This window comes from Brucella sp. H1_1004 (genome assembly GCF_047308065.1).
GTDB classification, from domain to species: domain Bacteria; phylum Pseudomonadota; class Alphaproteobacteria; order Rhizobiales; family Rhizobiaceae; genus Brucella; species Brucella pseudogrignonensis_B.
The window spans coordinates 188,572-202,372 of record NZ_JAYKZA010000001.1; the positions used below are offsets into that span (position 1 = coordinate 188,572).

Genomic DNA, 13,801 nt, shown 5'->3' on the forward strand with positions numbered 1-13,801 from the left:
ATTAGACCTGCATAGAGCGGTTTACACCTCAGTTTACAGACTTCTGTTTGTTTTCAAGTTTTCGAATGGCTGATTCAGCCAATTTAGGATCGCGATTTAGGTAGTGTGCATCAAGGATTGATCGCACATCACGCAGGCTGTGACCTGTAATGGTAGCGATTTCCGCCTCCGTACATTCAGCCAAAGCCAGACGCGTCACTGCAGTCCCACGAAGGTCGTTGAAAGTTAAACCGGATACGCCAGATTTGATTCTTGCCTTGCGCCACGACGTTCTAAATCCGTCACTCGTCCACGCCTCCCCGTCCAAATTTTTCAATATAGTTCCTGTGCGATTCTCGATTGCATCAAGCATAATCTTGAGGGGTGCCCCAACAGGGATGACCACTCGTGCGCCAGTTTTAGACTGCTTCAGTCTAATTTTGGTCCCGTCATAAGCAGGCCATTCCAGGCGCAGCAAATCGCCTTGACGCTGCCCTGTCCATAATGCCAGTTGCAGTGCAAGATGAAGGTGCGCAGGTGCCAAAGCCATGAAGGCACTTTCATCATCACTTGCCCACACATTCTCGGATCTATTTCCACGATAGACACGACCGCCCTTTTCACATGGATTGGCAGGCACCTTCCCCAATGGCAGCGCCCACGATAGGATTCGGGCGAGTACCTGCCATGCATAATCTGCCTGCCGGCGCGATTTCTTGGCCAACTCGTCTCGCCATTTCATGAGGACGGCTTTGGTGCGAATGTCAGCCAGCCCGTTAATGGGAAAACTGCCGAACTTTTTCTCAATGACTTTGATCTGTTTGATGTAATCCTGCTGTGTGCGTGGAGCAAGATCAGCCCATATAGTCGTGTCTTGAAATTCATTCAGAACAGATTGCAGCATTGTAGAATCCGGCTTTTTCTTAGCCGAAACCAATTCGTAATAAGACTGAGTGAATTCATCGCTGCCAGGCTGCCCCTTGATGCGGGGGCCATTACGCCATGCATAATAGTAATAAGCCGTCGTACCGTCGGAAAGCTTCTTTTTAACCCGATGAATTCCTTTCATATTAATTCGCATTTTCTGTGAGCCATTTATCAAGCGCGTTTGCGGGTGTAGGCTTCTCTTCGCCAGCCAAGACGATAATCTTGCCGCTTTGATCCACCTCTGCGCGTGTAACTTTTAATCCAGCAGCTATCGCGCCCTTTATTGCACGGGTTACGTCCGCTTGTTTGAATGCAACCGGCCTTCTCATAATTCACCTCACACCCGCATAGGCATCAGCACGAACACGGGCTTCTCGCCGCTGACTGGTGCGTCTTTGGTTGAAATTTTACAGGGTGATCCGGGCTGTTCGAGTTCGAACGTCAGTTCCTTGGCATCGATGGCTTCCAATATGTCGAGGCAATAACGACCGTTAAAGCCGATTTCGAGCTCATCAGGCGCACCGGTGGATATGTTGATGCTGTCCTGCGCGGTGCCATTATCCGGATTGTTTGTTTCCAGCCGCAGTTCGCCCGACGAGAAACTGAACTTCACAGCTCGCCCGCGCTCTGATGAAAGGGTCATAACGCGCCCAAGAGCAGCTGAGAGCGCCTCACGTTCAACCGTGTATGCCTTATCGTTGCTGGTAGGAATGACGCGGATATAGTCCGGGTAGTTCCCATCAATCAGTTTGGAAGTAAGCACAACGCCATCGGCCAGTTCAAAACGGATTTTGCTTGCGGACAGGCTGACAGATACGTCACCCTCAGCGCTCACAAGGTGCCTCAACAAACCAACGGTTGCGCGCGGGATGATGATGCCGGGGATCTCGTCACTGCCTTCTGGTGGGGCAAGCTTAACCAGTGCCAAGCGATGGCCATCGGTTGCGACAAACGCCAGATGATCATCAGTCCGGTGAAGGAAAATCCCATTAAGGTAATATCGGGTTTCCTCTGTAGAAATGGCAAAGGCGACCTTTGAAACAGCATCGATTATGTCTGCGCCTTTCAGCGCAAAGTGATGGCTAAATTCGCCCGATGACATTTCGGGAAAGTCTGACGCCGGTAACACCTGCAGACGGAATTTTGAACGCGCGGATGAAACGTTTACATGCGCATCGTTGCCGTCAAATTTCACATCCACGCCATCCGCAAACTTGTTCACTGCATCATGCAGCAGTGCTGACGGCATCGTAAATGGCGTGATTACACCAATGCCCGGAGCTTCCGCCGTCGCGCGCACTTCAAGATCAAGATTTGTGCCTGTTACACACAGATGGTCATTCTCAGCGCTGATAAGAAGATTGCCAAGGATGGGGATGGTGTTGCGCTTTTCTACGGCGCGATTGACCGCCTTCAAGGCGGGGAGCAATGCTCCCCGCGCTATTGTAAAACTGGTTGCCGGCATCAGTTAGCCTCCGGCTTTCCAGCGAATGAAGGCAATTCAGTCTGCTTTGTAAGCGTCAGCAAGTCAGATTCAACTTGCTGTGTAATGACCAGATCTGGACGATAAATATTATAGAACCAGACAACTTTCTGGTTGCTCATACGGTAACGTAGGCGCACCGGGATGCGCACTTTTTCGCTCATGAAGAACGGGGCAATAGACAGAATGAATATGCCCGGCACTTTGACCGGTTGCCCATCAGCGCCGGTATGTGTTTCTTCCCACTGAATCTGCCCTTCACCTGATTGAAGTTTTGTCTCTGTCTTCACTTGCGAAGATACATTGACCTGCATTTTACGAGACAAATTTACCAGCTGAGAGGGGAGCGCCACGGTTGTATTAAAATCACGCTCAATAGTGGCTATTTCACCTTCGGTCGGTGAGGCAAGATCGGGAATCCGATCTTCCAAGAAAAGGGCAAAGTCCTGCTGCTCCATGACTTCACCGTCATTTTTAATCCAGAGTTTCCAATCGTCAGACAATGGGAACTCGTAGTGGATGCGATGCTGACAATTATCGGCATCACCGCCTGACGCATTGCGATGATAATCAATTACAGACGTGAGGCTTGGTTTCGTCCAGTCGAGATTAGCAAAAATTGCTGAATCGTCGGTCTTGTGGCGGTTGGTTAAATCAATCAGTGCATCCAATGTCTGAACGTGCGCTGTGCCGCGCTTACGACTAGGGAACACCCGATATTTTTCGAGAATGTGATCAACGCTCGAAATTGACGGCGCGCTGCCTCGTGTTAGTAGAGCTGGCACTTCCTTTGGGAGGCCAATCATTGACTCTGTGGTTTCGATTTTAACCAGTTCAGCGCCGCTTGCCTGCGCGCCAAGTTCTGCAGCAGCTGTAATATCAATTGCCAGGTTGTGGACGGCATTTGTTGAAATAGGGGTCTCAGACATTTTAAATCCTATTAATGGTGCTAATTAAGCAGTGAATGCTTCGGACGTGTTTCGGGTGGCCTCGCGTGGACCGCCGAACATGTCGATTTGTTTTGGGTGTTGTGTCGAAAGGCTTCCGTCTTCGAGCATCCAGAAATGCGAAGAACCATGAACGGGCTTAGGACGCTTTGAAGCAATCTCGGCTTCGATGGTGACTGTCCCGTCTACAACTTCGATATTCAGCTTGAGACTAACTGATCCCTTGGCCTTAACCTTCGGGCGGTCGCCTGTGTGTTCTTTCAAGGCGAGAAATGTTTCCAGCAATTCCTTTGACATACGAGGAACGACCTCGCCATTTTCAAGAATGCTGATGATGGTATTAGAGTCACGTATGCGCTGCATGGCTTCCTCTGCTGCTGTTTTATGAAGGTTAGAAGTGCCTTATCCGCGCCATTCAGGTGCGAAAGGAATCTCGTCATCGAGATCACGAGCAAAACCGCCGCCGCTCTGATTGGCGTAGTTTCCCGGCGATTGGGTTTTGTTTGACTGGTCGCGCGTTCTAGTATCGCCGTAATCGTCTGGGCTTGGGGTGCCACGACCACTGCCATTGCCCTGCGGTAACAGTTGAAGTTCACCACCAAAGGATTCCAGAACGGTTTCGGTCGAATATCGGGTGTTACCGTTCTGATCTTCCCACTTGCGTGTGCGGACTTTGCCAGAGATGAAAACGATATTGCCTTTTTTCAGATATTGCTCTGCCGTCTTGGCTATGTTCTGATTGAAAATCACGACTGTATGCCACTCGGATTTTTCTTTCTTCTCGCCGGTGTCTCTGTCCCGCCATGTATCGGACGTGACGATGCGCATGCTGACAATCGTGTCGCCATTATTCGCTCTGCGCACTTCCGGGTCTGCCCCAAGGCGACCAATCATTTCGTGTCGATTGAGGCTCATGATGCTCTCCAATCGATACCAAGATAACGTTTAAGACGGTCGAGCCATTGTTCCTCGGCCTTAAGCGCGCCCCATGGCTTAATAGCGCCGGTAAGTTTTGGCATTGGCAATTCGCGACCTGCCAGATTGCGATAACCAACACTGCCGAACAGTGCGAGCGTCTCAGCGCGCAGCATACGTTCATCCATGTCGCCCACAGCTTGCGGCAAAACAGATGACAGGCCAGCTTTAGCAAAAATGGGTTGATCAAGTTTGGCTTTGATCGCATCGACAGCGTTGCGTACCCAATGTGAGGGAATGTCATGCATACGGTAAAGAGCGTCAGCCAGTAGTTCGGTCGTAGGACGTGACTGATCGCCAATCCATGCTTCATGGGCATCATGCAGCAGGAAGTAGCCTGACAATACAGGGTCGCCAGTTTCATTCATCAAAGCATCAGCGCCCATAACGCTATGCTGTGCCACTGAATATGCCAGCCCACAATAAATGCCGTTGAACCGAGCAATCTTTGAGAGAGCATTTCCCAACGTTTGCCAGTGAACATCAGCCAGAGTTGGCTGAGCAAGATTCATAAGGCTGCCATCCGGGCGAAATGACATTACTGCACGACTGCCCCGTTGCGCTGGTTCGCTGGCGTCGTAGGATGCTTGCTCCTGATCGCGTATGCCAAGAGTGCTCATGACATCGCCCTCGCATGAGTGACCGCAATCTTTGGCAGCGTCTTTTCAGCAGCTTGCAGGAGTCGACCGCGCTCAGTTGGTAAGAGTGGCAGCATATTGAGAAACAGCCCGAGATGGACGATGCAACGCTCGCGCTGTGCCGCCCAAGGGTCAAGCATAAGTGCGCCCCGACCAGCACAGTAGCGGCCCCATGCCTCAAAGAAAGCAGATGATGTCAGGAAATTCTCAGTCATTGGCGGGCGATTAGGCAAAGGCTCGCGCACCTTCATGGCCATGTCTTCAATATTGTCATAAGCCGATTTACGGCTTTCGGACTTCCATTGAGCCGCGAGATTTTGTGCTTGAGTACCAAACTCCAGAATTTCGGAAGCGGTGAATCCCGCTCTGGTTAGGTCAAGGAAGCATGCGGAGCCATTTGATGCCGCAATGTCTTGCATCGTCCTTGCCATTTCTATGGCGCGCAAATGTGGGGTTGTCTCAGCGGCGCGTGGATTATCACCGCGCAATGGATAACCATACCGTGTTGCGAACGGTTGAACTGTTTGAGAATGACTTAAAGGGAGATTCATATTCGCCTCCAACTTGAATGTTGTAAGCGGATATAAGCATAACTTATATTTTAATACAAGCAGAGTTAAGCTGTGAAAATCAAAAATACGATTCGACATTCATAAGGATTGGATTATTTATAGGGAACGAATATAGAACAGAGTGGCGTATGGGGGTGCTATGTTTCCGAAAGAACCAACGATTGGGCAGACAATTTCGATCTCAATTGAGTGTGGAGATTGCGGGCATGTGCGCTGGCGAAAGCCAGACGAGTTTTACACATTCGGCTTTAAATATACGACGACGCTCAATGAACTTGGCCAAAAGCTATTCTGCTCTTCATGCCGTTCAGAGGGAGAATCTGGGAAAAATGTTATTATCAGCGCTGCATTTAAGACGGAATTAGACCGTGAGCGTGCAAACGCATCACGGCTTAATATCCAAGCAGCTCGCGCAGCGGGATGACACGCCACATATTTTTGATCTCATAAGGATCGAACGATATTTCTTTTTGCGGATTGAACTGTAAGCAGACAATCTCAGTTTTTGAGCGCTTAACGAGGCGCTTAATATATGCGTGCCCCAAGTCTCCTTCTTGCTTGGGAAACATCTCGATGACAACGTCATCGCCTGGTATAGCATCCCTGCCGCCACAATAAACAAGCTCCCCTTGCTCATAACGTGGCCACATACTGTCACTTAATACGTGCAGTGCGAAAACCTTGCGGATGCCTGAAATGCCTGGAGGGCGGCGAACATATCCTGCGATTTCACCATTCAGGGAGAAATCGCCGTCATCTCCCCCTACCGCAACACCCCTGATTTCTACATCTAGCGGGCCTTTAACAAGCTCATGCAGATCAGAAATGACTTCAGCGTCATTCACTGGCTCGTCACCTAAGTAGATAACATTGCCCTGTCCAAGCGCGGCTGCGTCAACCCGCAGCAGATTCGCTACCTTTATCAGGTTCTCTGTGGAAGGGAGATTCTTGCCGATCTCCCAATTGCCAACCGCTGCTGTCTTTGTGTTCAGGTGCTCCGCAATTTGGCGCATAACCATCCCCCGCTGCTTGCGAGCAACGCGGATTGCAGTGCCAACTTTGATAGCCAATTCATTTCTGCTCATGTCGCGCATGTGAAGCTTAAACATGGTCCTCGTCCACTTAAGAGTTGCTTGCATTGATTTTCAAGTTATGCTTATATCCGGCTATGGAAACGAACATCACCCCAAACGCAGCTCTAAAGCTTGCAATTGACAAACTTGGCAGTGCCAGTTTGCTGGCGCGTCATCTCGGATTAAGCCCGTCTGCAGTATTGCAATGGGATGTGGTCCCGCCAAAGCGGGCGCTTAAGGTTGAGGAGTTGACCGGCGTCTCAAGGCATTTATTGCGCCCGGATGTTTATGGATCTGGGCCAGCTAAAACGGTGTCAGCATGAGTATTTTCCGCCATCTGTATGATGCCTATTGCGCGCTGTTCTATGGGCATTCCCGGCGCGATTTGTGTCGTGTTCGCATTCGCCGGTTGCGTTTGCTTGTTGAGCGTGAAATTCGGAAGCTCGAACGTGAAGCTGCGCGCCATGATGATTTGTCATTTTATGCGACCTCATGCCGTTTATCGGCGCAAGCGCTTGCGCGCCGCCTTGAACGCGTCGTCAATCGCGTTGATTGTGATGCTTACCGCGTTTTGCTTGACCAGCTCTTGATCGAGCGCTCCAATTTGCACGCCCGCCGCATATTTCAATGGGACGACTGGCATGCGCTCGACGATCTCAACAAGGCGCGAATTCAGTGCCCGGTAGTGACCGTGGTCGATCCTGCCAGCAAGCAATACGGCAAGCTCCTCAAAGGCCTTGGCCAACGCCTCGCTTTTGATCCGCTCCATGACAAGCGACGTTTCCACATTCGGTATTGGCATCGGCACTTAGCCCCCTTGTTGCAATTGTCTGCCCGACCATTCCGAAGCACCAAGGTGGTTAGTCCGCCTTAGCGCTCCGACCCTGACAATCTGACATTCAAAAACCTTTCCCGTGGCGGGAAAAAACTGCGGATTTTCCCGCCACGGGAAAGCTTTGTCTTTTGAGGACTTCACTATGGCACTTGCAAACGAGGCATGGTTTTTGCGGATTAAGTCCGCACAGCGTGATCTGATAAAATACTGCGGCGGGATTGAACGCGTTTCCGAAATCACCAGCATCTCAAAAAGTCAGGTCGGCAGGTGGAACAACACCACTGATACAGACCTGATGCCGCTCAACGCTGTCTATATGCTGGAACGTGAATGCGGTGTGCCGGTCGTGACAACAGCCATGGCAGCGCTCAATGGGCGGCGGCTTGCTGATCCGGATGATGATGTACGCGCAACCGGCAACTTGCTGGCTGCGCATTCCAGCGTCATGCGTAATGCCAGTGAGTTGATGAGCGTCAGCGCGCAAGCTTTCGCAGATGGCAAGGTCACGCATGCGGAAGCCACACAAATGGACCGTGTGAGTTCAAACCTTGAGCGTTCGGTTACCGATTTGCGCAGCAGCATTTCCCATCAGATGGCCAATGCAAAGCGCGGCGATCCTAGCCTGCGCATTGTAGGTGATGAATGATGGTAATTCGCCAGCCGCGCCCGCATCGTGAATTCACACGTTTGTTTATACTTCTGTCGTCAGTCTGCGCGGGTGGCACTATCGGCGGAATGTACGCATTCATGCTTTGGTGGGCGGTGTCACGATGACGGTATCCGCCAGCGGTTTATTCCGCGCTATGGGTAAAAAAGCAAAAGTTTCTCCGGTGCTGCTTGATGGCCAGATTGTGAAATCTGATAAGCGGGAGCGGGAAAAGAACGAATTCTATCCTACCCCGCCAGAGCCAACCCGCGCATTAATACATGCCGAATTAGCGCGTTTGCGCGACTTTGACAGCATATGGGAGCCTGCAGCTGGCAATGGTGCAATGGTACGTGAACTGCGCACGGTTGGTCTGGATGTTTACGCATCTGATGTTATTGATCGTGGCTGCGGTGCTGAGATCCGTGATTTTTATGATTACGCATCTGCTCCGGCTCCGGCGATATTCACTAACCCACCCTTCATCGATTGTGGCTGGGGCACACCAGCTATCCATGCATTAGGCAAGGGTAAAGCCCGCTGGCTCTACCACGCACTGGACACGCTTGGCGTAGAATATATGGCGCTGTTGCTCAACTGGTCATGGCCGGGCGCGGGTGGATTGGGCGGTTTTTGGACTGAGTTCCCCCCATCTCGTGTGTACCTGATGCGCTGGAAGATTGATTTTACCGGTCAGGGCGCACCACCCATGCTCAATGGGTGGTTCATATGGGATCGCCAGCATGTTGGTGAAACGGTCCTCCGTATGCTGGATCGCAAGGATGCCAGACAAGGTGAGTTGTTTGGCGGGAGTGTGGCTGAATGAGCGCGTCCACTCTAACCGATTTCACCATTCTCGGGATGTATGTGGATCGCAAGCGCATTTGCTCACGCATGAGGGAAAGCGATGTAGCACGTATCTGCGCCATCCCTTCAGATGATGTGCGTCGCGTGATCAGTGGAAAGCGCATCGGCCCAGAATCTACGCATGCGCTTTGCCAATGGCTTGAGCGCCCTCACAGCTTTTTTGACCGCAATGAACTCGCCACCAGACGAGAGGCTTATCCATGAAAACTTTTGGCCAGCCGGGAAGCATAACACCGGCAAGCTTCAGAACTGATTTGCACCCCGCAACTATTATCGAGGGTTTGGCCCTGTTGCGTGAGATGGGTCTTACGCGAAAGCAAATGCGTGAAGCTTCCGGATTTAGCGAACGCTCTATTCGCAGACATCTCACCACATCGCCAGCGCAGATCAGGCTGCCCGATGGACGTGCAGACCGCATGGTGGACTGCGAATGATACATTACGGTTCCCTTTGTTCCGGTATCGAAGCTGCGACACAGGCATGGCATCCGCTCGGCTGGTCTCCTGCTTTTTTTTCTGAGATCGAACGCTTTCCCTCACAGGTTCTCGCTCACCACTACGGTGCAAACATGCCGGGTGAAAAACTGACGGCAAATGGTGTCCCTAACCTTGGCGACATGACCAAATTCAAGGAATGGCCAGACTATGCAATTGACCTTCTTGTCGGCGGAACGCCCTGCCAATCCTTCTCGGTCGCTGGACTTCGTCAAGGACTTGCTGACCCACGCGGCAACCTCATGCTCACCTATCTTGCCATCGCTCGACGCTATCAGCCCCGCTGGCTGGTTTGGGAGAACGTCCCCGGCGTCCTGTCTTCCAACGGAGGAAGGGACTTTGGAACCTTTATCCGAGGGCTGGAAGAATGCGGGTATCATGCGGCCTGGAGAGTGCTTGACGCTCAGTATGTCCGAGTGGACGGGTATGGACGGGCAGTCCCTCAAAGACGAAGGCGTGTGTTCATTGTCGGATATCTTGGAGATTGGAGACGTGCCGCTGCGGTATTATTTGAGCGCGAAGGCATGTCAGGGAATTCTGCGCCGAGCAGAGAACCGGGGGAAAACGCTTCCCGTGCAACTGCGCAGCGCGCTGAATGCCGTAGCCTCATCGGTGGAATAGATTACGAAAACAACGCGCACGGCCCCGACGAGGCAACAGGCCCGCTGCTGAAAGGCTCGCCATCCGGTGGTGGCAGACCATTACCAGCAGTGGCTTTTGGATTAGATCGCGACATCACTTCGATGGCCACAGGTCAAAGTGGAGCCGAGATCAGTTTTAACTGCGCGCCAACGCTTAATTGTAATCATGAGGCTCCTATTGTCGCCGGTGCAATCTGCAAAGACAGCTTCACAGGCGGCGCAGGCGGTCGGCCAGAAGGCGCCGCAGCTGGTCATTTCCTCCCGATAGCTTTTGACAGCAAAGCATCAGGTCAAAGCGGTTTCGGAGTTGGTGAAATCAGCCCAACTTTAAGGGCAGTGAATAGCCGCGCCGGAAACCAGAACGCGGGTGGACAGGTTGCAGTGCAATCAGGTTTGGCAGTCCGTCGCCTCACGCCAACAGAGTGCGAGCGCCTGCAGGGTTTCCCGGATGGTTACACGAATATCCCTGTCGGCAAGAAAGTGGCCGCTGACGGACCGCGTTACAAAGCCCTCGGCAACTCCATGGCTATCAACTGTATGCGCTGGATCGGAAGGCGGATTGAAATGTTAGAGGAAGCATAATCATGAATCCCACTCTTGAGCTATTCGTCGAAAATGCTCGTGCAATTTCTATTGCAGACGGTGCGCAGCGCCTTGGCCTCAAATTCCGCGCAAGCGGCAACGAACACCCGCAACCCTGTCCTGCTTGCGGTGGGCGCGATACTTTTGCGTTCAATACTCAAAAGGGAAAATGGAACTGCCGTCAGGGTGGTATCGGCGGCAATGATGCAATCGGTATGACTGCACATATTCACGGTCTCAACACTCGCAGCCGTGATGGACTGCTTGAGGCCTGCTCAATACTAACGGGAGAGCCAATTCCAGAAGGTGGCGAGCGTGAAAGCGATAGTGATCGCGAGGAACGACTGGCGAGGCTAGAAGCACAGCGCCGCCGCAATGAGGAATTGCAGGCCAGACAGAATGAACAGCAGGCGGATTACCGTGAAAAAGAACGGAACAAAGCTCGTGGCATTTATAGCCGTGCTACTGACTTAGTTTCAGCCTCTCAGCCAGATGGTCGCTTTTATCTTACGACACGTGGCGCGGGTGTGCCACAGGCGACATGGTTGCGGATAGCGCCGTCTGTACCTTACTGGCGTGGTGACGAGGTAATCCATGAAGGCCCGGCTATGGTCGCCCCTTTTGTTGCTTCCGACCTCACTGTCATTGGTTGCCACATCACTTGGATTGATCTCAACAATCGCCCAAAATGCCGCCCGGAAATTGTTGATCAAGAATCCGGCGAGTTTCTTCCATCCAAAAAAATGCGCGGCTCCAAGAAGGGCGGCTTGATACCGATTGCTGGATCACCAGACGCTCTTCGTTGGGTTGGAGGTGAAGGAATTGAAAATGTGGCCGCGGTTGGCCGTGCAGAGGGCTTCCGTGATGACACGTTCTATTTTGCTGCCGGTGATCTCGGTAATCTTGCCGGTCCTGCAGATCCCTCATCCCGCTTTGCGCATCCAACATTGAAAAAAGCGGATGCCAAAGATCGATTACGTGCCGTGATGGTGCAAGGACCGGTACCGCGTGCTGATCAGGCTGACGATGATGCTTTCTGGATGCCTGAGCACGTTCGCGATGTGGTGTTGCTTGGTGATGGGGATTCCGAACGCATTATGACCGCCGCCGCAATGGTACGCGCCAAAGCCCGTATTATGCGTGAAGGGCGGCGGGTTGCGATTGCCTGGCCTCCAGCCGGGATTGATTTTTCTGAAATGATGGCAGGTGCCGCGTGACCAAGAATATCAAAGACATACCGGCTGCTGTGCGCGCTATCCTGAGTGAGGCAACGCGGCAAGCTGACGCTGCTGCACTTGAACCCCGTAACCCCACTGCCGATGGCGGTCATAATGCAAATCACACACATAATGATGATGGTGAGCCACAAGCCACATTGCGCGACAACCGTTCCGTAGATCGTGGCGTCGTGAAGGCTTGCGCAAAGCTCGATCACTCCGACACCGACAACGCAGAGCGCCTGCAAAGGCATTTCGGCGAAGATATGTTGGTGCTCGCGCAAAGCAAGGCGCGCAAGGCCACCTATGCCATATGGGACGGGACCCATTGGGATATCGATACGGGCGACCCTCGTTCGCTGGCAGTGGCGCAGCAGCTTGGCGGACGCATTGCCATGGAAACAGAATTTCTTGAATATTCGCCCGATGAGTTCGAGGTGGTGAAAGCTGCAAAAGAGGCATTGAAGAAAGAGGAGCATGAGCGGACGCAGCTTGAAAAGAAACTCGCGACCGCCGCGATGAATGCCAAGGAAAACTTAGGCAAGCGCAAAAAGCGACGGATGGATCATGCCGTAACATCTAAAAACAAGGCGCGGCTTGAAGCTATGCTGACCTGTCTCGCGCCGCATGTGATGCGTGGGCCTGATGATTTTAATGCCGATCCGCTCAAAGTAGCGCTTCTGGATCATACGTTGGTTTTCTCCCGATCATTGGAGAAGGTGCGGAACCCCGAATATGATGATGATGAGAATATTCGATATAACGTGCCAGAATATATTGAAAAGAAGATTGCCAAGGTGGAAGCCTTCAAAGGGCACAAACGCACAGACCTAATGACCCAAATTGTGCCTGTGTCATACGATAGGAAGGCCACCTGTCCGAAATGGACCGCGTTTCTTGAGCGTATGCTCCCGAACGATGACGTGCGGCGGATGGTGCAGGTTGCTTCCGGGCTTGGTCTCGTCGGTTTGACAGTTCAAAAGTTATTCTTTCACTATGGTTTTGGTGCGAACGGTAAGTCCGTCTACATGGAAACCCTATGTCGGCTATTCGGGGATATTGCGGTCACACTGCCGTCAGAATCCTTCATTGGTGAAGGCAATTCTGGTGGTGCAGCTTCCCCAGATATGGCGCGGCTCTATGGGCGTAGGTTCTTGCGTGTGAAAGAACTGCCTGAAGGCGAGGATTTGCGTGAAAATCTGGTCAAGGATTTGACCGGTGGCGAAGACTTCACTGTCCGCGACCTCTTTCAGGGCTATTTCGACTTCAAACCCATTTTTACCGGCCACATGTCGGGGAACGGTTATCCGCGCATCACAGGCACGGATAACGGCATCTGGCGACGTATGGTCGTTGTGCACTGGCCTGTGACGCTTAAAACGGAGGAGCAGCGCGAGTTCGAGGAGGTCGTGTCGGAATTCAGGCCCGAGTATTCCGGCATATTAAACTGGCTCATAGAGGGGGTGAAAATCTTTCTGAATGAGGGGCTGATTATCCCGGATTCGGTGAAGGAGAAAACTCAGGAATATCGCGACGAAATGGACCCCACGTCGGCCTTCGCCGCTCGGTGCATTGAGCCTGACGAACACGGCCAAGTGACTGCACGCGACTTCTACCAGGCCTATGTGGACTATACCGTGGACCAAGGTGGCAGACCGATCTCACTGACGAAGTTCGGACTGATCATGAAAAAGAAGTACCGGCGCGAGGACGGACGCATCAAAACTTACTTCGGTTTTCGTCTCTCAGATGTGCCGAAAGCTCCCGACAGAGGCGGCTCGTCCGATTATGAGGGGCACCAATTATGATAATGCACATCCATGCCCCGCAACCCCTCTTTGCACTGTCGCTTGCGCCTGAAAACTCGCAAGTCATTGATATTGCTATGTTTAGTATCGCGATAGTTAGCAGTAGTTTGCGATACT

18 protein-coding genes are annotated in these 13,801 nt (G+C 52.2%); 9 read left to right on the forward strand and 9 right to left on the reverse strand.

Translation table 11 applies throughout. The annotated features are described in order from the left end of the window. Positions 1-28 precede the first annotated feature (28 nt). The 9 genes from U2P60_RS00935 to U2P60_RS00975 all read right to left on the reverse strand — a co-directional run bounded on the left by U2P60_RS00935 (position 29) and on the right by U2P60_RS00975 (position 6,615). Positions 29-1,048 (reverse strand): tyrosine-type recombinase/integrase, encoded by a 1,020-nt coding sequence (locus tag U2P60_RS00935; protein ID WP_413570850.1) that lies wholly within the window; start codon positions 1,046-1,048, stop codon positions 29-31. A 1-nt stretch (position 1,049) separates the two neighbouring features. Next, positions 1,050-1,235 (reverse strand): hypothetical protein, encoded by a 186-nt coding sequence (locus U2P60_RS00940; RefSeq protein WP_413570851.1) that lies wholly within the window; start codon positions 1,233-1,235, stop codon positions 1,050-1,052. 8 nt (positions 1,236-1,243) lie between these two features. After that, a complete protein-coding gene (gene dnaN / locus U2P60_RS00945) occupies positions 1,244-2,371 on the reverse strand; it encodes a DNA polymerase III subunit beta (protein ID WP_413570852.1) in 1,128 nt (375 codons plus the stop codon). Then, complete coding sequence (locus tag U2P60_RS00950; RefSeq protein ID WP_413570853.1) at positions 2,371-3,318, reverse strand: DUF2303 family protein; 948 nt, start codon at positions 3,316-3,318, stop codon at positions 2,371-2,373. The genes dnaN and U2P60_RS00950 overlap by 1 nt, the downstream gene beginning before the upstream one ends. A gap of 24 nt (positions 3,319-3,342) precedes the next feature. Continuing rightward, a complete protein-coding gene (locus tag U2P60_RS00955; RefSeq protein ID WP_413570854.1) occupies positions 3,343-3,699 on the reverse strand; it encodes a hypothetical protein in 357 nt (118 codons plus the stop codon). Between the two features lie 39 nt (positions 3,700-3,738). Then, complete coding sequence (gene ssb, locus U2P60_RS00960) at positions 3,739-4,251, reverse strand: single-stranded DNA-binding protein (protein WP_413570855.1); 513 nt, start codon at positions 4,249-4,251, stop codon at positions 3,739-3,741. Beyond that, a complete protein-coding gene (locus tag U2P60_RS00965; RefSeq protein WP_413570856.1) occupies positions 4,248-4,931 on the reverse strand; it encodes a hypothetical protein in 684 nt (227 codons plus the stop codon). The genes ssb and U2P60_RS00965 overlap by 4 nt, the downstream gene beginning before the upstream one ends. Next, complete coding sequence (locus U2P60_RS00970) at positions 4,928-5,500, reverse strand: hypothetical protein (protein ID WP_413570857.1); 573 nt, start codon at positions 5,498-5,500, stop codon at positions 4,928-4,930. Before U2P60_RS00970 ends, U2P60_RS00965 begins: the two co-directional genes overlap by 4 nt. A 413-nt stretch (positions 5,501-5,913) precedes the next feature. Continuing rightward, positions 5,914-6,615, reverse strand: coding sequence for an XRE family transcriptional regulator (locus tag U2P60_RS00975; protein WP_413571952.1), 702 nt, complete (start codon positions 6,613-6,615; stop codon positions 5,914-5,916). A 74-nt stretch (positions 6,616-6,689) separates the two neighbouring features. Between U2P60_RS00975 and U2P60_RS00980 the strand changes: the two genes are divergently transcribed. The 9 genes from U2P60_RS00980 to U2P60_RS01020 all read left to right on the forward strand — a co-directional run bounded on the left by U2P60_RS00980 (position 6,690) and on the right by U2P60_RS01020 (position 13,684). Beyond that, positions 6,690-6,917: a transcriptional regulator gene (locus U2P60_RS00980; protein WP_413571954.1), complete on the forward strand. Its 228-nt coding sequence runs from the start codon at positions 6,690-6,692 to the stop codon at positions 6,915-6,917. Further along, a complete protein-coding gene (locus U2P60_RS00985) occupies positions 6,914-7,468 on the forward strand; it encodes a hypothetical protein (protein WP_413570858.1) in 555 nt (184 codons plus the stop codon). The genes U2P60_RS00980 and U2P60_RS00985 overlap by 4 nt, the downstream gene beginning before the upstream one ends. Positions 7,469-7,571: 103 nt before the next feature. Next, positions 7,572-8,075 (forward strand): hypothetical protein, encoded by a 504-nt coding sequence (locus U2P60_RS00990; RefSeq protein WP_413570859.1) that lies wholly within the window; start codon positions 7,572-7,574, stop codon positions 8,073-8,075. 124 nt (positions 8,076-8,199) lie between these two features. Beyond that, complete coding sequence (locus U2P60_RS00995; RefSeq protein WP_413570860.1) at positions 8,200-8,901, forward strand: hypothetical protein; 702 nt, start codon at positions 8,200-8,202, stop codon at positions 8,899-8,901. Further along, positions 8,898-9,146, forward strand: a complete 249-nt coding sequence (locus U2P60_RS01000) for a hypothetical protein (RefSeq protein WP_413570861.1) — start codon at positions 8,898-8,900, stop codon at positions 9,144-9,146. Before U2P60_RS00995 ends, U2P60_RS01000 begins: the two co-directional genes overlap by 4 nt. After that, positions 9,143-9,376, forward strand: coding sequence for a hypothetical protein (locus U2P60_RS01005; RefSeq protein WP_413570862.1), 234 nt, complete (start codon positions 9,143-9,145; stop codon positions 9,374-9,376). Before U2P60_RS01000 ends, U2P60_RS01005 begins: the two co-directional genes overlap by 4 nt. Beyond that, positions 9,373-10,659 (forward strand): DNA cytosine methyltransferase, encoded by a 1,287-nt coding sequence (locus U2P60_RS01010; RefSeq protein ID WP_413570863.1) that lies wholly within the window; start codon positions 9,373-9,375, stop codon positions 10,657-10,659. The genes U2P60_RS01005 and U2P60_RS01010 overlap by 4 nt, the downstream gene beginning before the upstream one ends. Positions 10,660-10,661: 2 nt before the next feature. Continuing rightward, positions 10,662-11,876 carry a P4 alpha zinc-binding domain-containing protein gene (locus tag U2P60_RS01015; RefSeq protein WP_413570864.1) on the forward strand — a complete coding sequence of 405 codons (1,215 nt, stop codon included), beginning with the start codon at positions 10,662-10,664 and terminating at the stop codon, positions 11,874-11,876. Beyond that, positions 11,873-13,684: a phage/plasmid primase, P4 family gene (locus U2P60_RS01020; protein WP_413570865.1), complete on the forward strand. Its 1,812-nt coding sequence runs from the start codon at positions 11,873-11,875 to the stop codon at positions 13,682-13,684. Before U2P60_RS01015 ends, U2P60_RS01020 begins: the two co-directional genes overlap by 4 nt. The last annotated feature ends 117 nt before the right edge of the window (positions 13,685-13,801 follow it).